The organism is Deltaproteobacteria bacterium HGW-Deltaproteobacteria-18 (genome assembly GCA_002841885.1).
GTDB lineage: Bacteria > Desulfobacterota > Desulfovibrionia > Desulfovibrionales > Desulfomicrobiaceae > Desulfomicrobium.
The window spans coordinates 18695-41880 of sequence record PHBE01000012.1 but is presented as its reverse complement, the minus strand read 5'-3'; the positions used below and the strand labels follow the sequence as shown (position 1 = coordinate 41880).

The window sequence follows — 23186 nt, the reverse complement described above, 5'->3', positions numbered from 1 at the left end:
GTGCAGGGAGGCTTGCGTAGCGGCATTTGCGCTGCTTTTGCTCCATCTTTCCCGGCAGTGGATATTTTTGTTGGTGCTGAAGCTTCAACGACTTGTATTTAATGAACAGCGCAGCAGCGCTTTTGAGGTGTTTGAATGACCAAACCAAAAAGGGTGACCCTGTTCATCCAGTGCATAGTGGATTCCTGTTTTCCGGCCGTGGGCGAAGCCATGGTCAAGGTGCTTGAACGCCAGGGACTCACCCTCGACTATCCCGCGAACCAGACCTGCTGCGGACAGCCGGCCTTCAACGCCGGATATCGTGATGAGGCGGCGCGTCTGGCACGCCATTATCTGGACGTGTTCGAAGACGCCGAAGCCATTGTCTGCCCGTCCGGATCGTGCGTGCACATGGTCCGGCACCACTACCTGGAACTTTTCGCCAACGACCCAAGGCTGCTGGCCAGGGCCAAGCGGGTGGCCGCCAGGACCTTCGAGTTCACCGAATTTCTGGTCGATGTGCTGGGCGTGACCGATGTCGGGGCAACCTGGAACGGGGAGGTCACCTACCACGATTCCTGTCATCTCCTGCGCGGTCTGGGCGTCAAGGACCAGCCCCGGGCGCTGCTTTCCGCAGTGCGCGGACTGAGCCTCGTCGAGATGACCCGTTCCGATGAATGCTGCGGGTTCGGGGGAACATTTTCGGCCAAATATCCGGAAATTTCCGAGGCCCTGCTGGAGACCAAGCTGGCCAACATCCAGGCCACGGGCACAAGCGCCGTGGTCGGCTGCGACATGGGCTGCCTCATGCACATGCAGGGCATGATCCGCCGCCGCGAGCTGCCCATCAGCGTGCACCACATCGCCGAAATCCTGGCCGGGGAGGAATAGGATGCTGAATCAGGATCCTCTGAAATACAGGGAATTGGCCGCCAAGGCGGTTCAGGACAAGCAGCTTCACCGAGCCCTCGCCAAGATGCGGGACAAGATCGGGCGCAATGCGGTGCACCTCTACAATCAGCTTTCGCCGGGACATGATCCGCGTCAGGACGCCAAGGCCGTGCGACGCAAGGTCGTGGACAATCTGGACGTTGTGCTTGAGACCCTGGCCGCGAATATCCGGGCCAGGGGCGGGCATGTCCATCTTGCCGGGACCGGGGAAGATGCCGTGGAATACTGCCTGGGCGTTGCCAAGCGCCATCAGGTCGCTCGCGTGGTCAAGGGAAAATCCATGCTCAGCGAGGAAATCCACCTCAACGACGCCCTCGAAGCCGCAGGCATCGAGACCGTGGAGACCGATCTTGGCGAGTACATCGTGCAGCTCAAGGGCGAAGCGCCTTCGCACATCATCGCCCCGGCCATCCACTACACCCGCGAGCAGGTCGGCGAACTCTTCGCCGAGAAACTGGGCGAGCCCTACACGGACGATCCGCCGACCCTGACCGCCATGGCCCGCAAGGCCCTGCGCGAAAAGATGCTTACTGCCGACATGGGCATCTCCGGCGGCAACACCGCCTGCGCCGAGACCGGACACGTGACCATCGTCTCCAACGAAGGCAACATCCGCATGGCCACGACCATGCCGAGGGTGCACATAGTGCTGCTGGGCATCGAGAAGATCGCGGCCACCCTGGAGGATCACGACATCCTGCTGCGCATGCTGACCCGCGCGGCGGCAGGGCAGAAGATCTCCACCTATATAAGCTACGTCGGCGGACCGCGCCTGCCCGACGAACCGGACGGACCGGAGGAATTTCATCTGGTTCTGGTGGACAACGGCCGCAGCCGCATTCTGGCAGACCCGGACTTTCGCGAGGTTCTGCACTGCGTGCGCTGCGGCGGATGCCTGAATGTCTGCCCGGTCTACATGGCCATTGGCGGGCATAGTTACGGCTCGCCGTATTGCGGCCCCATCGGCGCGGTCTTCACGCCGCTGACCCGGGGTATCAACGAATGCCACCATCTCTGCCAGGGTGAAACCCTGTGCGGCGCCTGCAAGCAGGTTTGCCCTGTGGACAACGATCTGCCGCGCATGCTCTCGCTGCTGCGCTCCAAACTTGCCGACGGCGACAGGCGCTGGAACGTGCGTCGTCAAAGCCTGCCGACAAAGCTGGTTTTCGGGCTCTGGTCGATGATCATGCGGCATCGGCGCCTGTACGATGCGCTGTGTGCATTGGCCAGATTCGGCCAGAGACTGCTGCCTCGCAGGAACGGCTGGATTACGCGCCTGCCCGGACCGCTGGGCGGATGGACCCGAGGCCGCGATTTTCCGCCTCTGGCACAGGAGAGTTTCGCCGGACGCTGGGCACGTCGTGACAAGACAGGGAGGGGTGCATGAGTCGCATCATTGAACGGGTCAGGCAGGCGCTTAAAGTGCGGGCCAATGACGGACGGGACAGGTTGGTTTTTGCCAAGAGCGAGGAATTCATCAAGTGCGCAGACATCATGGCCCCGGAAGAAGAGCGGGCCGGATGGATGGAAAGCATCCGCAAGGAGGCGCAGGCGCTCAATCTGCAGGTGCACGAGTGTCCGGATCAGGATGCCTGCGGCGTGGCCATCGCGGCCCTGGCCCGGGAGCGCAGTCCGGAATGGGGCACCTTGAAGCAGATCGTGCGCTGGAGCGACCCGCTACTTGATGGATTGGGCCTTGAAGCGCGTCTGGGCGCGGACATCCCCGTCCGGACAGTGCCCGTGGCGGACTCATTCGATGAATCCGCTCGTGCCGAGTTCCGGCGTGAGGTCATCGCCTCGTATATCGGCATCACCACCGCCGATTACCTGCTGGCCGACACTGCCTCGCTGGTGCTTCTGGGCGGCCGTGGCCGCGCACGCTCCGTGTCCCTGGTGCCGTCCATCCATGTCGCGGTGGTGCCCAAAAATCGCATGCTCGGCTCCTACCGGCAGATGCTCTCCCGTCTGAACGGCCAGGTGCTGCCGTCCAACGTGAGCATCATCACCGGCCCGAGCAAGACCGCCGACATCGAGGCCACTCTGGTGCACGGCGCGCATGGGCCGCGCGAGATGCATCTTTTCGTGGTCTCTTCCTGATAGCCCACGCTGTCGAGGGCGCTTTTCGCGCGAGCGCCAAAAGAGAGCGCCAAGCTGACTTCGTGTCATCTTGGCGCTTTTTTTACGGTGAACGCCGGGGCGCGGTTGCAAAAAACTCTGCCAACGTCGCAAAAAGTCATTCCCGCAAAGGCGGGGATCTTTGACTTTTGGCAGGCGGATCTGTTGACGTCAGCCCACGGAAAGCGGATCAATCTGTTGCAGTAAATCCATTCAAAAATTCGATGATCTCCTGTTCCGTTTCGCTTCTGAGCATGCTTTTGTATATATAGCAGTGTGTGATTATCGTGTGTGCGTCTTCGGAAAATCCATAACTTAGTATGGAAACTTCTCTTCTATTGAGCATGCCTTCTATTTTATTGTATATTACTACAGAGTTGTTCAGATTGATAAATTCAGATTCGACTAATTGAGCATTTTTAATATTATAGTGTTCATAAAGTTTTTTATGAATTTCAGTCATATTTATATTTTCATTATATACGAATATATGCGCGTTTGTGAATCTTCTGGCAGAAAAATCTATTTTTGAAATGGATTCATTTTTTATCTGCCATAATTTATTATTGTAATAGAATTCTGCTCCTGATTTTCCGATAGAAATTTTATCTACTGCGCTGGCAGGTTTTTTCCTTGTTTCCAGGTGTCCATATCCCGAAGCGACATCCTTTTTCTTGTGTGCTTCTCTGCTCGTCGGAGCGCAGGAAGCCAGGGCGATGATCAGCAGTGTAATGATCGCGAATTTTTGCATGAGGAACCTCCGTATGTTCACACCCTGTCTTCGATGATTATTCAAAAAATCGACATTGTGAGTTGGGTGCGCTGCAGGCTGCTGTAATTCAAAAAGTTGGAAGTTTTCAAAGGCCGTTCCCGGTGTTTCAAGCAGGTGCAAGAGTGATTTGGTTTGTTGCAAATAGCCTGAAAATGCATGACAGTCCATAAGACAGCCCGAAGCTTCAGGAATGATGAGGCAATGACGAACGACAGTTGGCCTTTCCAATGCGATAGGTATCAACCCCACGGTGACCATGCTCCAAACCGGACGCCGTAAAGGAGAATGTGATGACGTTGGAAGAAAATACCGGACGACAGCCCCGCGGATTACTGGTCCTTCGCACCCTGGCCATGCCCAAGGACACCAATCCCAGCGGTGACATTTTCGGCGGATGGATTCTGGCCCAGATGGACGTGGCCGGGGGACTCATGGCCTCGGAGGTTTCCAAGGGACGGACCGTGACGGTCAGTGTGGAGAAGATGAGCTTCGACAAGCCGGTGCGCATGGGCGACACGATCTGCGTGCATGCAGAGCTTATGCATGTGGGCAACTCGTCCATGGACATCAAGCTTGAGGTCTGGGCGAGGCAGCTGGTTGGCGCGTACGAGGCCCAGCGCCAGCTGGTGACCGAAGGGGTGTTCCGGTATGTGGCCGTGGATGAAAACCGCCGTCCACGCAGGGTTCCCGACAATCCGAGTTTTTTCACCAGATGATACAGCGATGGCTCGGCCGGACTCCTGTCCGGCCGGGCCGGCGAACGGGCGTCAGTCTTTGTCCACGTTTTCCTTTATCACTTCCATCAGCTTCTTGATGCTGAAGGGTTTGGCCACGTAACCGTCCAGGCCATTGTCCAGCAGTTTTTCCCTGTCTCCGTCCATGGCATAGGCGGTCATGGCGACGATGGGCACCGGTTTTTTTCCTGTCGACATCTCCGATGCACGGATGCGTCGCGTGGCCTCGATTCCGTCCATGCCCGGCATCTGGATGTCCATCAGGATGAGGTCGAAATCCTGCTCCAGAACGCGTTCGAGCGCCTCGTGCCCGTTATGGGCGGTGACGACCTCGTGGCCATTTTTGGTCAGTAGATTGTGGACGGCGAAAAGATTCACCTCGTCGTCCTCGGCCACAAGAATTTTTTTCTCCCGCATCGCAATTATCTGCTTGCCCGGTGACTCCTGTGCCGGCAATTCCATCGCCTTTTTAAGGGTGACGCAGAAATATATGCTCGTTCCCACTCCGACCTCGCTTGAAATGGCCATGGTGCCGTCCATGAGCCCAACCAGCCGTTTGCAGATGGACAGGCCCAGGCCCGCACCCTGATATTGTCTGGTGTAGCCTTGGGTTACCTGACTGAAAGGTTTGAAGAGCTGGTCCAGCGCTTCATCGGGAATGCCGCACCCTGTATCTGTAATTTCGAAGAATATGCGCAGCTGGTTTTCGTTGCGGGCCGGCAGGGGGTAGGCCTCCACGTTGATAAAGCCGTACTGCGTGAACTTGAAGGCGTTGCCGATCAGGTTCGTGAGCACCTGTTGCAGGCGGATGGGGTCGCCGATGACGTTTTGCGGCAACGTGCCGTCGAAATGATGTTTGAGCTCGATTCCAGACTGCAGGGCAATGGGCGCGAAGAGGCAGATGGATTGATGCAATTTTTCACGCAGGTCGAAGACTTCGGTTCTGAGGGGCATCTTGCCTGCTTCGACCCTGGAGAGGTCAAGGATGTCGGAAAGCAGGCTGGTCAGGCGGGAGGTCGATTGAACGGCCATGGTGCTGTATTCGAGCTGTTCACTATTCAGGCTGGTGGTCTGCAGAAGTTGCAGCATGCCCATGATGCCGTTCAGGGGGGTGCGGATCTCATGGCTCATGTTGGCCAGAAATTCGCTCTTGGCCTTGTTTGCCGCTTCGGCGGCCTCCTTGGCGTTCAGTGCGGCGTATTCGGCGTTCTTTCGTGCGGTCACGTCCACATGAGTACCCACCATGCGTACGGGGCGCCCTTGTTCGTTTCGTTCGACAACTCGACCGCGTGCCATGATCCACAACCATTGCCCGGATTTGGCCTTCATGCGGAATTCGATCTCGAAAACCTGTCCGGTGCCGACATGCCTGCTTATCTGGTCTTCGACAGCTTGCACATCATCGGGATGAACAAGGCTGAGCCATGAACTGTAGCTCGCCTCGAACTCTCCGGGTTCATAGCCGAGCATGGCGTAATAGTGGGGACTGAAATATGTGTTGCCTGACAGGAAGTCCCAATCCCAGAGCCCGTCGTTTGTGACCTCGAGGGCCAGAGCGAGCCGTTCCTCGCTCTGGCGCATGGCTTCCTCGGCCATCCTGCGGGAGGTGATGTCCTCGCGCATGAGGATGCCGCCGGAGAAGATTCCGTCCTTGAACAGGGGGATGGCCTTGACGCTTTGCCAGGCTGAACCACCAGCGGCGAGACGGGGGATGAAAAGGCTGGGCAGGTTGATCGGCCGACCATCACGCACGTGTTCAAGGTCGGGGCCGATCCCGGCGGAGACCAGGCCGGGCAGTTCATGCAGGGCCCGGCCCAGAAAATATTCCTTGTCCAGGAGTTTTCTGGCGAAACTGTCGATGTGAAACTGGTTGACGTAATTGATTTTTCCATCCCGATCGAAAGTCATGATCGAGAGCGGCAGGTTGTCTACCAGGGACTGGTAAAGATTTCTGCTCTCGATCAGCACCTCCTGGGCGTGTTTGCGTTCCGTCAGATCGACACCGAGACTGGTCACGTCCGTGGGCTTCCCCGCTGAATCCAGAGTCAGCGCGTTGGCCCAGCCAATGGCGTGGCGCGCACCGTTTTTGTCGAGTATCTCATTTTCGTACGTGGAGTAGGCTTGGCTTTGCCCGCCGGCCATGGTCGAAACGAAAAATTTGAGGGTCGCCTCGCGGATCTCTGCGGGAATGAACATTTCAAACCAGTCCCGACCGAGTACCTCATCCTTGTTCCAGCCGGTGAGTTTGAGAAAATGCTCGTTGGCAAAGATGATTCGTCCCCCAGGATCGAGGGAGATGCCGATTTGCGGCGTGCGAAGCAGAATGTTTCGCCATTTTTTTTCCGAATGCACAAGTGCTTCGCGTTCCTGGGCAAGTTGCCTGAACAGGGTGTGATAAGGGCGCGTTAGGGCGAAACGGACCAGGGCCAGATAGATCAGGAAAAAGGACAGGATCTTGAGAAAATGTCCTATGACATTGGAGAGGCCGTAAACACTTACGTAGAAGGTGAACGCCAACTCGCTCATGATACTCAGGGCCATGGAGATGATCAGCAGATGGTAGATGCCGGGTTCGAGCTTGTTCCGCTGTCGCGTCAGATTGAGCATGGCGGCCGCCAGCACAGCGCAAATGACATACTCTGCGACGATCTTGAAAGTCGTCAGTCCCTGCCCTTCGACGTGGCAGACCGGAAAAATCTTCCAGGCGAAGATGCTCAGGAGCAAGGTCGCAGTGACGCCGCAGAAACCCAGGAGCACTGCCCTCAGCGAAAAGCCGCGGCCCAGCATCAGGCTGTAGACAAAGAGGCTGGCCGCTTCCAGCCCACGGGCTGCCAGCCAGAGCTGCGTGGCCGGGTTTGTGCTCTTTGCGGCCGCGAAGATGTTCATTCCACTGTAGGCCAAGGTATGGTTCAGGTCGATCAGGGCAATGAAAAAGTAGGCAATACCCAGGAACAGAAGGGAGTCGTTGCGCAGAAAGGTGCGTGTGTTCCAGACCAGCAGAAAAACGCTCCACCCCACGGCCACGGCAAAGAGTTCGGCCAGGGTGTGAAACAGGAGAAAATTGTGCTGGCTGATGAAAAAAAGGACGACCAGTAGAAATATCCACAGGGTCACGTGGAGCAGGGTGCGCGATATGTCATGAGAGGCGGGTTGGTCGTCTGAAAGCATTCGAACTCCGCTTTTCTGGGTGCCGCGTATGCGGATTGTTTCTGTTCGGCAGAATATGTGGAGACTGGTGTTTATATCACTATCAACAAACTTCAGGACAGACCACCCCGAAAAATTCTAGCCCTGTCTTTCGTTGGGGAGCGCTTACGGGCGCGAAATGACACGAGTCGGCGGATATGCTAGTCAACATGCAAAATTGCCGGGAGAACGCACATCATGAATTCCGCCGATCGATTCGAGGACATTTGCCGGGCCATGTCCGAATCCGCTTTTTATCCGCATTCCGCATCCGACGTTGAACGCCGCGAAACTCATATCTCCGTCGTGTTTCTGGCCGGAGAGTGGGCCTACAAGCTGAAAAAACACAAGGACCTGGGATTTCTCGATTTTCGCGATCCCGTCAGGCGTCTTCATTTTTGCTTGCAGGAGATAAAGCTCAACCAACGCTTGAGCTTTGGCGTGTATCAGGAGGTGCTTGGCATTCATGAAAGCGAGAAAGGCCTGTGTTTTGGTCCCGTGGAAGGGGCGCTCGAATATGTCGTGAAGATGGCGCGATTGCCGGACGAGGCAAGCCTTGAGGCCTTGTTGCGTAAAGGGACGGTAACGCAGGAGAATATTTCAAGCCTTGGCGAAACCCTGGCCGGTTTTCACAAAAGCGGCGAGCGTGGGCCCGGTATCGACATATACGGTGATCCCGAGCATATCCGATTCAACATGGAGGAGAATTTCACGCAGATCCTTCCTTTCGCGTCGGGTCTTCTCGACCCGCAGAGATGGGAATTTTTCCTGCAGGTCTGCCGCTCGTTTGCGGACAATCATGTCGACCTGTTCATGCACCGGTTGAGGGAAGGCAGAATCACCGACGGGCACGGAGACCTGCGGGCCGAACATGTCTATTTTCACCACGGGGTGCAGGTCATCGACTGTATCGAGTTCAACGAACGTTTCAGATACGGCGACTGCACTCTGGATCTGTCTTTTCTGATCATGGACCTGGACCGTCTGGGGCATGCGGACACGGCCCGGCGACTGCTGCAGGCCTACGCAACGGCGGCGGGCGATCCGGAAGTTTACGCGCTCATGGATTTCTATGCGGCGTATCGCGCCTTTGTGCGGCTCAAGGTCGCCTGCTTTTCCCTTGAGCATGCAAATCCAAGGGCGCCCGTGCAGGAAGAGATCCGCAAGTATATGCGGCAGGCCTACGGGTACGCCCTGGCTTTCGGGCGGCCGGTGCTGTGGGTTTTCTTTGGCTTGCCCGCCTCCGGTAAATCGACGCTGGCACGCCGGGTGACCCAGGCGCTGTTCATGCCGCTGCTTGGTTCGGACAGCGTCAGGAAACAGGCGGAGGATTTTCCCGATGCGGGGGTGGTGGCTTTCAATACCGGAGCGTATCGGCCCGTGCTGCGAAGCCGCGTTTACTCGCAGCTTTTGAATCTGGCCCAGGACGAGCTCAAGAAGGGGCGCTCCGTGGCTCTGGATGCAACATTTTCCAGGGCGGACTGGCGGGAGTCGGCCATCCGTCTGGCGCAGGACCAGAAGGCGGGCCTTGTCTTCGTGCACTGCGTCTGCGATCCCCAAATCTTGAGATCCCGGCTGGCGCAACGTGAGGGCGGGGCAGGGGAGTCCGATGCGCGGCTTGTGCATTTCGAGGACATGATCAAGAATTTCGAACCGTTCACTCACGAAGTTCCGGACGTCTGCATGGAGATTGATACCAGGCGGACTCCGGATGAGTCTTTTTACGAGATACTGGCGAAAGGGCATGCCCTCAAGCATGCCCAGTCCCAGCGCGTGCTCGGCGGGCTGAATTCGGAAACGTCTGCGGCGGAGTGATGGAGAGGCGATTGGAGAGTCCGCAAGGAGCTTTCCGGTCAATTGCGCATGCGCCGTTCCCATTCGAAATCGCGGCTGGTGACCACGTCTTCCATGCGCCTGAGCCTGCGGTCCAGATTCTCGAACTTGCGCTTGATCCGCTCCAGCGCTCCGGCCCGGGAGTTGGTGTAGGAGTCGTAAAACTCCTGGTCGGCGGGGCTGTCAAAGGGCACCACCGGCTCCATTTTCATGACCATGGCCGCGATGAGATACAAAAGCCCCACGGGCCAGATGCCGGTGACCAGAAACAGGAGTATGACGATGGCACGCAGCGCTCCGACGGAGAAATCGAAGTAACGGGCCAGGCCCTTGCACACGCCCAGAAAAACGCCGTCCCGGGCACGGTAGAGGCCACGCTGTTCTTCCACCGGTCTTCTCCAGCGCGAACCACGGCTTCCGCCGCCATGCATGCGGCCATTGCCGCGTCCGAAAGCTCTCACGATCTTTTCTCCTTGCCGTCCTTTTCCAGAAGAATTGTCTCCAGCGCCTCGATGCGCTCTTCCATGCGGGACATGCCGTTATAGATCTCCTGAATCATCTGCGCCTCCTGGGCCACATTCACCCCGCCGGACCTGGTGAACATCTTTATGAACCCGAAGATAACCGCGCCGACCAGCAGGATTCCGGCTGACATGAGCACGAATATAAAGCCGAAAAAATGTTCCATGCAGTCTTCTCCTTGCGTTTTTCTATGCGCATAGCCGAGGCTTTGGCGGCCGCCAAACAAATTTTCAGCCTACGCTATCTGTCGTTGGAAGAGCGCATGGCGGCGAGTTGTGCTTCCACTTCGTCACCGCCCTCGAGCAGTGCAAATTCCTGTTCCAGGTTCCGGTTCTGTCGCGGCGCGCCCAGTTCGGCCTCCGCTTCCATGCGTTCGATGCGCTGTTCGAACTGGTCAAAGCGCATCATGACATCGGCCGATTGAACCCGCGAGACATTGGAACGGACCTTGATGCGTTGGTCGGCCCGCACATGGCGCTTGGCCAGGCTGCGCTGGCGCTCCTTGGCGGACTCCAGCTTGACGTCGAGCTGCTCGATGTCTTCGCGCGCCTGCTCGATCATGACCGCAAAGCGATCCCGTTCCCGCTCCAGGCCTTCGCTCAGCCGCTGCGCGGCCAGTTTTTCCAGCAAGGCCTCGCGGGCCAGGTCCTCGCGTCCCTTTTCCAGCGCGAGTTTGGCCCTGTCCTCCCAGAGCTCCATGCGGGCCCGGGCCTGGGACTCTTCTCTGGAGATGCGCTTCTGGTCGGCCATGAGCCCGGCACAGGCGGCTTTGAGCTCAACCGAGGTCTCTTCCATCTCCTGGATCATGAGCCGGATCATCTTTTCCGGCTCTTCGGCCTTGTCCAGCATGGAGTTGATGTTGGAGCTGATTATGTCCTTGAATCTGGTAAATACGCCCATGAGTTCCTCCATGAGTAACGTCTTTCTAACTTGCCTGATCATCAGCAGGGTTCATGCCACATTTATTAATGTGGTGTACTAGTTTGAAATATTGTATTTTTTCAAAATGCAACTATTTGAAAAGTGGTTCATTATTGCATTACTTGGTAAATAATACTATTTATTGGTCATGGAATCCACTTACTCTTCGGCGTCCCCGATTTCATCCATGGAAGCCATCGGTCAGTCCGACGCATTTCTGCAATTTCAGGAGCATCTCTCCCGCGTGGCGCGGATAGACAGGCCGGTGCTCATCATCGGCGAGCGCGGAACCGGCAAGGAGCTGGCCGCCGCGCGTCTGCATTATCTTTCACGGCGCTGGCAGGGGCCGCTGGTCACACTCAATTGCGCGGCTCTGGCCAGTTCGCTGCTGGATGCGGAACTCTTCGGGCATGAGGCCGGGGCATTCACCGGGGCCACGGTCCGCCGCAAGGGACGCTTTGAAAATGCAGACACCGGCACCCTGTTTCTGGACGAAATCGCGAATCTCTCGCCCGAGGCGCAGGAAAAGATACTGCGCGTGGTCGAATACGGATCTTTCGACCGCGTTGGAGGGAGCCGACCGGTGACGGTCAACGTGCGCATCGTGGGTGCGACGAATGTGGATCTTCCGCAACGAGCCAGGGCCGGGGCTTTCAAGGAGGATTTGCTGGATCGCCTGAGCTTCGAGGTGCTGACCGTGCCACCGCTGCGCATGCGCGAGGGGGACGTGCAGCTGCTGACCCGTCATTTCGCCGCACGCATGGCCATCAGCATGGGTTTTCCGGAGTCGCCGGAGTTTTCCGCCCGGGCCATGACCATGCTGCTGGCCCATGACTGGCCGGGCAACGTGCGCGAGCTCAAGAACGTGGTCGAACGGGCGGTGTATCGGACCGGTCCTGGAACTATCAGGGAGGTGGTCTTTGATCCGTTCTTGTCTCCGTATCGCCCGGTGGAGCAGGCAGAACCCCCAGCTCCGGCCCCCCAGGCAAAGCCGGGTCGTCCGCGCTCCGCCAACCCTGATCTGGACATTCCCTTGGCAAGGGCCGTGCGCGGCCTGGAAGAGTCGTATCTGGCGGCTGCCCTGGAACAAAGCCGCCATAACCAGAAGCAGGCTGCCGCTCTGCTGGGACTGACCTACCATCAGTTTCGCGGTCTTTATCGCAGGCTCGGCGCGGGCCAGGACGACTGACGGCGAAGTGCAGGCCCATGCCCGAAATAAGAAAAGCCGGATCTGCCCCGTGATGGGCAGACCCGGCTTTTGGAGTTTGTGGCAGCGTGGGGCTTACGCCGCTTTGGGCGCAGGCGGCTTTTGCAGGCTGATGCGGCCGATCTGTCCGGCGCGCAGTTCGTTTAAGAGGATGCCCGCCGCCTTGGTCACGTCCACCTCGCCGCCCTTGATCAGGCAGCCGCGTTTCCTGCCGAGCGCTTCCAGCAGGCCGAGTCCGTCCTGCGGCAGTTCGGCAATCTTGTAGCGCTCCCTGAGCAGGCCTGGATATTCGCGCAGAAGATACTCGCCGACGCGGGCCGCGACCTCGGCGTTGTCCATGGCCGTCTCGCGCACGGCGCCGCTGCCAGCCAGCATGTAGGAGGCCGTGACGCTCTCGATCTTGGGCCAGAGCACGCCGGGGGTGTCGTACAGGGTCAGCTCGTCGTTTACGTGAACCCGCTTCTGCTTGGTGGTGATGGCTGCCTGGTTGGCGGCCCGGGCGACCTTGCGCCCGACCAGGGTGTTCATGAGCGTGGACTTGCCCACATTGGGGATGCCGACGATGAGGCAGTTGACGGGCTGCATGAGGAAATTGCGCTCCTTGACCATGCCCGGCAGGGTGGTGAGAATGCGCTTCGCGTCCTTGGGGCTGGTGGCGCTGATCTCCATGGGCACGGTGCCGCACTCGCGGAAGAAATCCATCCAGGCCGCGGTCACGGCCGGGTCGGCCAGATCGCTCTTGTTCAGGACCTTCAGGCACGGCCGTGGTCCGCGCAGTTCGCGCAGGAGCGGATTTTCGCTGTATGCGGGCAGGCGGGCATCGAGCACTTCGATGACCACGTCGACCTTGGCCATGACCAGGGCAATCTGTTTTCTGGCCCGGTGCATGTGGCCGGGGAACCATTGAATCGACATCTAGTTATCCTTGTTTGCTGGCAAAAGACCTTCCTGTCGCAGGAGGGCCCTTGGGTCGGGTTCGCGACCGCGAAAGAGACGAAAGATGTCCATGGGGTTGCGGCTGCCGCCCAGGGCCAGGACCGTGTCCCTGAAGCGCCGGCCCAGATCCCGTCGGCGGTCCGCATCTTCAAGTCCGGCTTCCTCGAAGGCGCCGAAAGCGTCGGCGCTCAGAACCTCGGCCCATTTGTAGCTGTAGTACCCGGCCGCGTAGCCGCCGGCAAAGATGTGCGAAAACGAACACAGGAAGCGGTCCTCGGGCAGGGGCGGCAGGGGCAGGATCTCGCGGGCGATGCGTTGGGCTGTCTCCGTGGGATCGAGCTGGCCCGGATCGGCCGTGTGCAGGGCGAGGTCGGTCAGTGCAAAGGAGACCTGGCGCAGGGCATTGGAACCGGCGCGGAAGGTCCGGGTCTCAAGGAGCTTGTCCAGAAGTTCCGAAGCCATGGGCTCGCCGGTCTGGTAGTGACGGGCCAGCTTGGTCAGCGTGGCCAGGTGGTAGCACCAGTTTTCCATGAACTGGCTCGGCAGCTCCACGGCGTCCCACTCGATATTGGAGATTCCGGCCACGAAGCCATGGTCCACCGTGGTCAGCATGTGCTGCAGGGCGTGTCCGAATTCGTGAAAGAGCGTGGTCACTTCCTGAAAGCTCATCAAGGATGGCGCGTCGTCCATGGCCGGGCGCTGGTTGCAGTTCACATAGGCAACGGGCAGGCGCACGGCATGACCGCGTGGCGCGCAGACCGTGCTGCGTCCGTAAAGTTCATCCATCCAGGCGCCGCCGCGCTTTTCTTCGGGACGGGCGTAAGGGTCCAGATAAAAGCCTGCAATTTCGTGGCCTTCACCATTTCTGACCCGGTAGTAGGTCACGTCCGCCTGCCAGGTAGGCACTTCGGCGCCGCTTTCGATCCTGACCCCGAAGAGGTTCTCGATCAGCTCGAAGAGGCCCTGCAGGATGGCCGGCAGTGGGAAATAGGGGCGGATCAGTTCGTCGCGCAGGCCGAAGCGCCGCTCCTTGAGCCTTTCGGCCCAGTACATGACGTCCCAAGGCTGGATGTCGTCGGGCTGGCCGCTGGCGCGGGCCAGATCGCCAAGGTCGATGAGGTCGTTCAGGGCCTGGTCCGTGGCCGCTTCCTGGATCGTGCGCAGCAGGGATTCGATGCTGGCCACGCCCGGGGCCATCTTGCGCTCTAGGCTCACTGCGGCATAATTATCAAAGCCGAGCAGCGCGGCCAGCTCTTTGCGCAGTTTCAGAATGCGCAGGATACCGGGCAGGTTGTCGGTGTCCCCGGCGGCGGCGCGGGTGATGTACGCCCGGTAGACCTCCTCGCGCAGATCGCGTCTGGCGGCGTGCTGCATGAAGGACAGAAACGAGGGCAGATCAAGAGTGATGCTCCACGGGCCGCTTTCCGCCGTTGCCTCGGCCTGTCCACGTGACCTGGCCATGTTCGCGGCCAGGCGCAGAGAGTCTTCGGGAAGCCCTGCGACCTCTTCCCTTTGCGTCAGGGTCAGGCAATAGGCTTGGGTGGCGTCAAGGACATTGTTGGTGAAACGGGTGGACAGTTCGGCCAGCTCCTGGCTTATGGCGTTGAAGCGCTCGCGATCATCGGGGGCAAGTCCCACGCCCTGCAGGATCGCGTCGCGGACCAGCAGGCTGATGGTGCGCTGCAGGGCCTGGCTGAATGTGGGAAATTCCGGACTCTCCCGCAGGGCGAGGAGCGCGTCATGGATGGGACGGCTCTGGCCCAGGCGGTTGTAGAATTCAACGACCATGGGCTGCGTCTGCGCATAGGCCTGACGCATTTCAGTGGAATTCTTGACGTTATGCAGATGCGTGGCCACGCCCCAGGCGCGTGCGACCCTGTCGGTCAGGCGCTCAAGGGGGACCAGCAGCCCGTGCCAGGTCCGGGGAGCGGCCTTTTCGAGGTCCTCAAGTTCGGCGCTGCTTCTGGCGATGACTTCGTTCATGGCCGGCACGACATGGTCGGCGGTGATGGAGGGGAAATTGGGGAAAAGTTCCCAGTTGAGCAGGGGATTTGGCTCGTGCATGGCAGTCCTTGGCATGGATCGTTTCAAGTGATGGCTTCGGGTGTATAAAAAACGGGAGGAGCGGACAAGGAGGGAGGCCTCCTTTTGATTCGCGACGGTATCAGGATGAGAATGCCCGGCTGCACGGGACGGGGAGCCGGGCGTTAAAACATCGCGGCGATTCGCGAGGCGCATTCCGGGCGGCACGGCGTGGGCAGGCCTTGCGAAACGGGCGCGAAGAAAGCCGCGATGCTGTCCGGACGGCCTAGTTCTGGGCGTTGAGGTCGGTCTGCACCTGCTGGATCAGCTCCTTGGCCTTCATCAGCTTTTCCTGCTGTTCCGGCGACTGCAGCTGCGTGGACATGTAGGATGTCTTCTGGGTCATCTCCTGCAGGATCGAGCTCATGAGCGCCGCGCGCGTCTTGGAAGGCAGCGTCTCAAGCTCGGCCACCTTGGATTCCATGGTCCCGACCTTGGTGTCCAGGCTGGACACGGCGGTCTTGATCACGGCGAGGTCCTGCACCTGCATGGTCAGCTGCTTGATGTTCTGATTGAGGTTGAAATAGAAGCCAAGCAGCAGGATCACCGCCGCAAGAGAGGCGAAAAGCGCGATCTTGCTCATGTCGCGGCGCGGGGGCTGTGCCGAGGGGACGGCTTCGGGAGCATGTCTGTGTTCGGTTTCGGGGATCGGCGCTGACTGTGGGGTCTGGGCCTTTGGACGCTCTTTGAGAGCCGCTTCAACCTCGTCGTGACTGAGGGATTTTTCCCGGGTCAGGCTCTGGGCCAGATCTGCGTATTCCTCAAAGGAAATGACTTCCGGTTTCTTTTCCTTGACGACCTCGGTCAGCTCGACCTTTTTGGTCTTGCGAGCCGGCGGCGTTTCTTTTTTGGTCTTGCGCTCCAGCTGAACGACTTTTTTGGCGGCACCCATGGTTTCCTCCCTCACTCGAATAAAGATAATCAATAAACAAAAAAAGGTCCGAAGACCAGTGTGTAATTAGGCTCCCAGCGTCTTGATCCCCACGGATGCGCGGATGCGGTCCAGGAAGGGGCGGCTGTAGGCGCGGGCCTTTTCGGCGCCTTCCTTGAGCACTTTCTCGATGTAATCCGGGTTCTGCATCAACTCGGCATACTTTTCGCGCGGCTCGGCAAGCTGGGCATTGACGACCTCGAACAGATCCTGCTTGACGTAACCCCAGCCGATTCCTGCGGCGAATTTGGCCCGCATCTCGGCAACCTGCTCTTTTGTGGCGAAGGCGCGGAACATTTCAAACAGGGCGCATCCTTCGGTCTCTTTGGGTTCCTCGGGAGCCTGGGAGTTGGTGGTGATCTTCATGATCAGCTTGCGCAGATTCTTCTCCGGGGCGAAGAGCGGAATGTAATTGTTGTAGCTCTTGCTCATCTTGCGTCCGTCAAGACCGGTCAGCACGGCCGTGGACTCGTCCACGCGGGCCTCGGGCAGGACAAAGTGCTCCCCGAAATGGTGGTTGAAGCGCTGCGCGATGTCGCGGGTCATCTCCAGGTGCTGGGTCTGGTCCTTGCCCACGGGCACAACATTGGCGTTGAACATGAGGATGTCGGCAGCCATGAGAATGGGGTAGGAGTACAGCCCCATGGTGATGCCCTTGTCCGGATCCTGGCTGCCGTTCTCCTCGTTTTCCTGCACCGCGGCCTTGTAGGCGTGGGCGCGGTTCATGAGGCCCTTGGCCGTCATGCAGGTCAGGATCCAGGTCAGTTCGGGGATTTCAGGGATATCGGACTGGCAGTAGAAGGTGCTCTTGTTCGTGTCCAGGCCAAGAGCCAGCCAGGTGGCGGCCACTTCCAGGCGGGACTGATGAATGCGGGCCGGATCGTGACATTTGATCAGCGAATGAAAATCGGCCAGAAAATAGTAGGAGTTGACGTTTTCATCGCGGCTGGCCTCGATGGCCGGGCGGATGGCGCCGACGTAATTGCCGAGGTGCGGCGTTCCGGAGGTGGTGATTCCGGTCAGGACGGTCATTTTCTTCATGGCGTGAAACCTATAGGAGTGGTTTGATGATCATGTTTTGCACAAAGGCCGAGACCGGGGACAGGATCATGCCGAGTCCTCCGGTGAAAGCCAGCAGAAGCAGGATGATGAATCCGTAGCGTTCGAGCTGCATGAACCGGGCGGCCATGGGGCCGGGCAGCAGGCAGGCCAGGATCTTGCTTCCGTCAAGCGGGGGTATGGGCAGCAGGTTGAACGTGCCGAGGATGGCGTTGATGAAGACGCCGGCCACGGCAATGTTGATCATGGGCCGCAGGATGTATGCGAAGTCGGCGGCTCCCTGAGTTTGGGAATAGATGGCGAGGAGCTTGAGCAGCACCGCGAAGAAGGTCATCACCGCGAAATTGGCCATGGGTCCGGCCAGGGACACGTACAGGATGCCGCGCCGGTAATCCTTGTAATAGGCCGGATTGATGGGAACGGGCTTGGCCCAGCCGATGAGCTGGGTCAGGACCAGCACCAGCGTGCCCATGGGGTCGAGATGTTTCAGGGGATTGAGGGTCAGTCGTCCGGCCAGCTTGGCCGTCGGGTCGCCCATGAGGTATGAAACGTAGCCGTGCGCGACTTCGTGGCAGGTGATGCCAAGAAAAAAGGGTACGGCGATAATGGAGAAATGATGAAGTGTCTGGCTGATGTCGAACATGCAGCCTCGGCTATCATCAAGCGCCCCGGCGGGCAACTCTTTTAGCTCCAGCGGGTGTAGAGGTCGTGGGGCATCCCGAGCTGTTCGAGGATGCGGCCCACAAACTGGCTCACCAGCTGCTCGATGGATTCCGGCCGATGATAGAACCCGGGGCAGGGCGGCATGATCACGGCCCCGGCCCGGTGGGCACGGAGCATGTTCCTGAGATGGATCTCGTTCAACGGCGTTTCGCGCGGCACCAGAACAAGGGGGCGGCGCTCCTTGAGGGTCACGTCGGCGGCGCGATGCAGCAGATTGGTGCCGACTCCGCTCGCGATGGCGGCGAGGCTGGCCATGGAGCAGGGGCAGACGATCATGCCCGCGTGCTCCCAGGAGCCGCTGGCAGGCGCGGCCGCGATATTGGCGGGGTCATGCAGGACATGAAAGTTCGCTTCCAGTTCGAGCGGGTCCGAGCCGAGTTCATGACGAAAGACCTGACGCGCACCATCGGAGATGATTCCATGCAGCTCTACCCCCGGAACCTCGCGCAGGGCGCGAGCGAGGAGCCGGGCATACTCCATGCCGCTGGCCCCGGAAATGGCCAGGATTATGCGTCGCGTAACTGTCATGAATCACCTCGAAAATTTGAGATTGGCCCACCCGGCTATCCCAGACACGAATGCTTGACAAGCGCGGGACGTCTGCATAGGTAAGCATTCCTCGTGCGCAATTAGCTCAGTTGGATAGAGCGTTAGCCTCCGGAGCTAAAGGCCGCAAGTTCGATTCTTGCATTGCGCACCATGAGAAATCAAGGGTTTATGAGTAAGTCACTCATAAACCCTTTTTTTTCCCGCACACAAATCCGCACCCCGCACGGCTTAGGGAGAAATCGCCTGTAGGCCATTTTTTCCACACGCTTCCCCGTACAGTGAACGTCCTTGCAATGATTGGGTGTGCTTCTTTCGAACGCTCCGAAATATGCTGCCCCCAGTGATTGCGGTCACCTCGTATGCCGGGGAAATTTATGCTTAACTTGACGTACTCCGTGTCATGGTGCGACGAAACACACATAGCGTTGTGGTAACGCGCCGTTGTTCTAACTGAATGCCGGCGGTTGGCGCTGAGTTGCCAATGTTGTTGGCGTTACGATTTGAATGCGTGGCTTGTAGCGTCGATCGAAATAGTTAATTATTTGAAATAATTATATTTTAATCGCGTGGCGCATTTTGTGCTCAAAATATCACGGAGGACTTTTATGACTGCAAGCGAAATGGTGCAACATATCGGCAAACGCCTAGGCATTCCCGAGTTGTGCCTGAATGAAATGGGATTGTGCAGAATCAGACTGAACGACAGCATCGTCGTTGTTTTTGAAGAAGATGACACCAAGAATTGGTTGCATGTTTTCGCTGCGCTGACGGACGATACCGCGAACCTGTCCCGTGACATACTGCTTAAACTGTTCCGGGCGCATTACCTGTTTAACGATACCGGCCATGCCTCGTTCGGGCTTGATGCCGACGACCGGCTGTGCCTGTTCATGCGCGCGCCGACTTCTGAACTGGCGGAAGAGCTCTGGGTGGAAATGTTTGAAGCCTTTTTTTCCACGTATCTCGAATGGAAAGAAAAATTGTCCGGCGGGTCAACTGAGGATCCTTTACCCTGCGAAGAATTGCCCGATCTGCCTTCCTGTACTTTTATCAGAGTCTGACGGGTGTTTTTTGTGAATATTATCGGCACAAATTCCAAGGAAATACTATGAGCATCGGCCTTAATATGAATCAGGCGCAAGATTGTCTGGTGAGACGGCAAGATGGTTTCAAGATGAACGAACTCGGCGACGAGCGTGCTATTACCATCGGACAGAAAGGTCAAATTGTTAAGGCCGAAATCATGGATGCTCCGGCCCGTCCCCAGCACAAGCCGCATAAGGCGAACACGGGGCTTGAAGGCCTGTTCAGAGCCACGATCGACAAGTGCGATTGGTGGCATTCAGCCGGAAAGCTGCGCCGGACGCAGGACGCCATCGAGGTGAATCTGGGCCGGATGGCCGGGAAGTTCGTCAATCTCCAGGCGCTTGCTGGCAAGTCCGGACTTTCGGACGATGTCGTGAAGCAAAAGAATCTTCTGATCGACGGCATTTCCAAAGAACTGAGCGCGTTTGAAACTGAAGTCGACAGTCTGGTCCGTTCGTACGGGCTGAACCGTGAAGACACTGAGAAGTTGTTCCTGCAGCGGTTGATCAATGGCTTGAAGAAGGACAACCCCAGCGCCCTGAACAGCATGAAAGCAGCCGTTGCCGTGGTGGCCAGAATGCCGGACGAAAACCCCGTTACGCGCGACCACGGCGCATTGGTTCGTCAATTCGACAAGCTGCTGCATGCGAGCCTGCCTGATGTCGTGGCCGAACCCGTGGATCAACGAAGCGGGCTGCAAAAGCTGGGCGACGTTTTCAAGGGCCTGTTCGGCTCGAAAGAACAACGTGTCGGACAGCTCCTGCGGGAGAAGTTGAACGGGCTGGAGCAATTGTGCAAGACCGGCGCCCCCGAAATGGAAGAATTCACTGACCAGCTCCGATTGTTGCGAGAGGGCCTTAACCCCGAAACGGAACTGACAATGGAAAAGTTTGATGCCGTTCGGGAGGAGCTGGACACCATTATCGGCGCGACCATCAAGCGGGGAAAGGAAATTGCCGAAAAGGCACTGGAGACGGAATCGGCCAAAATGACCGGGCAGTTGGCGGTGGATAAATACCAGCCCCAGCTGGTTTCGGCCGAAGAAGCAAACCGCGATTTATCCAAACTCTTCCTCTACAAAAACGCGACACTGGAGCAGACCAAGAGCCTGCAAAGCCCGCTTGACGAAAAGGCGGATGACCTCATCCGCAACTATATCCGCAGTCAGAATCAAAGTCCGGAAATGCCCGTGGGGGCCAGAGCCGTGGCGCAGATCGCGGTCAATTCGGTTAAAGACATGACGCTCAAGTTCGTTGCTGCGGGCCAGGAACTCAAAAGCATCGAGGTGGAGCTTTCGGCCATTACGTTGGCCAGGCAGTTGGCCGCCAAGGGCGACAAGCCGCCCGCGGGAGTGGATGGCAACTCATGGCACGAAGCCTGTTCCGTGATGACGAGGCACCTGCTGGAAGCACCCGGTTCGCTCATTTCCGCAAAGGATGTGCCTGCGCTGAATCTTATCAAGACACACGCGGCTCAGTTCACCGAAGGACTGCAAGGTGTCGCGGTGCAGAGCTTTGAAAAGCTGTTCACCCGGCTTGATGCCACCACGTCGTTTACGGTCACAGTGCCCAAACCGAGTGCGCAGCAGATTGAAAAGTTCAAACAGACCGGCGAAATGCGCATGCAGGAAGATGCCGAGCGGTTTGGCAGGCACATGCAGGAATATCGGAATTCGGCACCCAAAACCGGCATCTCTGAACTGGACAACCGGCTGGCCGAGCTGCGCACGCCGCTCACGCTGAATCCCGAAAAACTGGACGAAGCCTCGCTGCGCGGCACGCTTTCAGAGCTGGCAGAACGGATCACAGACATCAAGGCGGCGTATTCCTACGAGATGGCTTCGGCTCTCAGCGGCATCGACGGCAAACAGGCCAGACTGGATCAGCGGACGAAGCTGTTTGCGACCCTGAATACCGAACTGCAAGGACTGATGCGGCTGGAAGCCGACCTCCAAGGCATGATCAACATGCACGCCATGGGCCAGTTGGCCTCCGAAGGACTGGACATGCTACGCCAGTCCTGCCCGGAAGGCGTCGATCGGGGAGCATGGGAAAGCGACTGCAACGCCATTGTCGACTTTATCATGGAGCACCCCCACGAAATTCCCGGCCAAGAGACCGTGGCGATGTTTGAACGTCTTCTGGATACCCTCAACAAGTCTCTGTCCACCGACAGCGTTGCGGATCAACAGAAAGTTGAACTGTACAAGAGTCTCAAAGATGATGTGAACGAGTGGAGAGATTGGGGCTTCACAGTTGGTATGGGACGTGACAGCCTGAACAACATGGGACACATGAACGAAGTGCTTGAGAGTGTGTCCAAGATGACCACCGCGCGTATCCGTATTTCCGACACGATCAATCTTATGCAGGATTCCTTCATCGCCTTGACCAAAGCAGGATTCTCTCATGCTGATGAGTTGCGGTCCAATATTTCTGAATATACGAAAAAGTTGATGCACTATGCCGATACCATGTCCAGTAATAAGGAAATGACACTGGAGTTGCGGGGAATACGTCAGGAAGCTCAGGAATCCTTGAGCAAGACGATACACTCTTTCTTCCCGGCAATGGAATTTTTGGCTGAGCAGGAACAGGCTTATTTGCTGAATCCAGACAAATTCACCGTGGCTCAGACGCAGCAGATAACGGACCTGCGCGCCACCATGCTCAATGCGTATTCCACGGTGTTTGACGTCGCCCGTAATGTCGGCACGCTGGGCCTTGACGCTGCGCGTGGGGTTTCGGATATGCTTGGAGTCGTCGACCTGACAGAGAGTGCCGTTAGGTTGAGTGATGTTGACGTCAGTCCCGCTGAATTGCGTGAAGCTGCAGCACTTGAACAAGTCAAAATAATAAACGAGTGCGGTCAAAGGTCGCGTGAGGTAGGTGTGGATAATCCGCTAATCTCGGTGACCGGTTCCATGATGGAGGAATCCAAGGCGCTGATGGAATTCAGGATTCAGATGGGTAAAGAGCAGCAGATCACCAAGTTGTTCACCCTGACGCGGGATTTGGCGGTCGCTTTGGTTGATGCAAAAGCCAGAAACCTTGATCCGGCAATAGCCAAATCTATTGAACGGCTGTTCAGCGAGCATGTGTTAAGCCCTGGTGAAACCACGTGGTTGGACCATTATATTATTCCCGAGGGACAGAAAGACGCCAACGATTTCGGAGTTAAGTTTGAAAAATTGCATATAGCGGTGATACATGCCTTTTCGCACATCCAGGCCAGAGGGCTGAACGTCAAATCAACCCAGGCGCGCATTAATGCCGAGGCGCAAAAACATCTCACGGGGTGCGTGGAGATTGCTTGGCATCCTCTTGATACCAAATCGTTGCGTAAGAGCCTGCGGGTCGTTTCTTCGCATGATATCGACGGAAAAATGTCCAGAATTCTTATCGATTCGTCCTTAACGAAGGAACCACGCTGGTATGACGTGAGTCTGAACAAAGACACGTTGACCTTCACTCCCACCGACGACAAGTCTGGCAAAGGGGTGTTCACTGCCCCTGTCGCCAACGGAAATGCCCGCTTTCCGATGCTATAGAAGAAAAGCAATCCCGAAAGATAAGCAATAAAAGCATGGAGCAGCTTACG

Annotated in this window: 19 protein-coding genes and 1 tRNA gene; 9 read left to right on the top strand and 11 right to left on the bottom strand. The window is 57.8% G+C overall.

The window, feature by feature from the left end; all coding sequences use genetic code 11:
• Positions 1–135 precede the first annotated feature (135 nt).
• From CVU60_12080 to CVU60_12070, 3 genes are read left to right on the top strand one after another with little or no spacing between them, the layout of a single operon-like run.
• Entirely contained in the window at positions 136–870 is a 735-nt protein-coding gene (locus CVU60_12080) for a Fe-S oxidoreductase (GenBank protein PKN41178.1), read from the top strand.
• A 1-nt stretch (position 871) separates the two neighbouring features.
• On the top strand, positions 872–2317 hold the full coding sequence (locus tag CVU60_12075) for an iron-sulfur cluster-binding protein (GenBank protein ID PKN41177.1): 1446 nt from the start codon (positions 872–874) through the stop codon (positions 2315–2317).
• Positions 2314–3027: a lactate utilization protein C gene (locus CVU60_12070; GenBank protein ID PKN41176.1), complete on the top strand. Its 714-nt coding sequence runs from the start codon at positions 2314–2316 to the stop codon at positions 3025–3027. The genes CVU60_12075 and CVU60_12070 overlap by 4 nt, the downstream gene beginning before the upstream one ends.
• Positions 3028–3235: 208 nt before the next feature.
• On the opposite strand, the gene CVU60_12065 is transcribed toward CVU60_12070, so the two are convergent.
• Positions 3236–3796, bottom strand: coding sequence for a hypothetical protein (locus tag CVU60_12065; GenBank protein ID PKN41175.1), 561 nt, complete (start codon positions 3794–3796; stop codon positions 3236–3238).
• Between the two features lie 311 nt (positions 3797–4107).
• Between CVU60_12065 and CVU60_12060 the strand changes: the two genes are divergently transcribed.
• Positions 4108–4533, top strand: a complete 426-nt coding sequence (locus CVU60_12060) for an acyl-CoA thioesterase (protein PKN41174.1) — start codon at positions 4108–4110, stop codon at positions 4531–4533.
• 51 nt (positions 4534–4584) lie between these two features.
• Here the strand turns inward: CVU60_12060 and CVU60_12055 are convergent, their stop codons facing one another.
• Entirely contained in the window at positions 4585–7719 is a 3135-nt protein-coding gene (locus CVU60_12055) for a hypothetical protein (GenBank protein ID PKN41173.1), read from the bottom strand.
• A gap of 216 nt (positions 7720–7935) precedes the next feature.
• On the opposite strand from CVU60_12055, the gene CVU60_12050 reads away from it, so the two are divergent.
• The gene (locus tag CVU60_12050; GenBank protein PKN41172.1) at positions 7936–9552 is read left to right on the top strand and encodes a hypothetical protein; all 1617 of its coding nucleotides are present in this window, start codon (positions 7936–7938) and stop codon (positions 9550–9552) included.
• Between the two features lie 38 nt (positions 9553–9590).
• On the opposite strand, the gene pspC is transcribed toward CVU60_12050, so the two are convergent.
• The 3 genes from pspC to pspA all read right to left on the bottom strand — a co-directional run bounded on the left by pspC (position 9591) and on the right by pspA (position 10992).
• Positions 9591–10031: an envelope stress response membrane protein PspC gene (pspC, locus tag CVU60_12045; protein PKN41171.1), complete on the bottom strand. Its 441-nt coding sequence runs from the start codon at positions 10029–10031 to the stop codon at positions 9591–9593.
• Positions 10028–10258 carry a phage-shock protein gene (locus tag CVU60_12040; GenBank protein ID PKN41170.1) on the bottom strand — a complete coding sequence of 77 codons (231 nt, stop codon included), beginning with the start codon at positions 10256–10258 and terminating at the stop codon, positions 10028–10030. The genes pspC and CVU60_12040 overlap by 4 nt, the downstream gene beginning before the upstream one ends.
• 74 nt (positions 10259–10332) lie before the next feature.
• Entirely contained in the window at positions 10333–10992 is a 660-nt protein-coding gene (gene pspA / locus CVU60_12035) for a phage shock protein PspA (protein ID PKN41169.1), read from the bottom strand.
• A 169-nt stretch (positions 10993–11161) separates the two neighbouring features.
• Here pspA and pspF point away from each other — a divergent pair, with 169 nt between their 5' ends.
• A complete protein-coding gene (gene pspF, locus CVU60_12030; GenBank protein PKN41168.1) occupies positions 11162–12202 on the top strand; it encodes a phage shock protein operon transcriptional activator in 1041 nt (346 codons plus the stop codon).
• A 93-nt stretch (positions 12203–12295) separates the two neighbouring features.
• Here pspF and CVU60_12025 read toward each other — a convergent pair whose 3' ends face one another.
• The 6 genes from CVU60_12025 to CVU60_12000 all read right to left on the bottom strand — a co-directional run bounded on the left by CVU60_12025 (position 12296) and on the right by CVU60_12000 (position 18479).
• Positions 12296–13135, bottom strand: a complete 840-nt coding sequence (locus CVU60_12025; GenBank protein ID PKN41167.1) for a ribosome biogenesis GTPase YlqF — start codon at positions 13133–13135, stop codon at positions 12296–12298.
• Positions 13136–15220, bottom strand: coding sequence for a peptidase M3 (locus CVU60_12020; GenBank protein ID PKN41166.1), 2085 nt, complete (start codon positions 15218–15220; stop codon positions 13136–13138). It lies immediately after the preceding gene.
• Positions 15221–15464: 244 nt separating this feature from the next.
• Positions 15465–16130 carry a hypothetical protein gene (locus tag CVU60_12015; protein ID PKN41165.1) on the bottom strand — a complete coding sequence of 222 codons (666 nt, stop codon included), beginning with the start codon at positions 16128–16130 and terminating at the stop codon, positions 15465–15467.
• Between the two features lie 66 nt (positions 16131–16196).
• Positions 16197–17210 (bottom strand): tryptophan--tRNA ligase, encoded by a 1014-nt coding sequence (locus tag CVU60_12010; GenBank protein ID PKN41164.1) that lies wholly within the window; start codon positions 17208–17210, stop codon positions 16197–16199.
• Positions 17211–17220: 10 nt separating this feature from the next.
• A complete protein-coding gene (locus CVU60_12005; GenBank protein ID PKN41163.1) occupies positions 17221–17871 on the bottom strand; it encodes a site-2 protease family protein in 651 nt (216 codons plus the stop codon).
• Between the two features lie 41 nt (positions 17872–17912).
• Positions 17913–18479, bottom strand: coding sequence for a phenolic acid decarboxylase subunit B (locus CVU60_12000; protein PKN41162.1), 567 nt, complete (start codon positions 18477–18479; stop codon positions 17913–17915).
• 95 nt (positions 18480–18574) lie between these two features.
• Between CVU60_12000 and CVU60_11995 the strand changes: the two genes are divergently transcribed.
• The 3 genes from CVU60_11995 to CVU60_11985 all read left to right on the top strand — a co-directional run bounded on the left by CVU60_11995 (position 18575) and on the right by CVU60_11985 (position 23136).
• Positions 18575–18651, top strand: a tRNA-Arg gene (locus CVU60_11995).
• A gap of 454 nt (positions 18652–19105) precedes the next feature.
• Positions 19106–19561, top strand: coding sequence for a hypothetical protein (locus tag CVU60_11990; GenBank protein PKN41161.1), 456 nt, complete (start codon positions 19106–19108; stop codon positions 19559–19561).
• A 47-nt stretch (positions 19562–19608) separates the two neighbouring features.
• Positions 19609–23136, top strand: a complete 3528-nt coding sequence (locus CVU60_11985) for a hypothetical protein (protein ID PKN41160.1) — start codon at positions 19609–19611, stop codon at positions 23134–23136.
• Positions 23137–23186 lie beyond the last annotated feature (50 nt).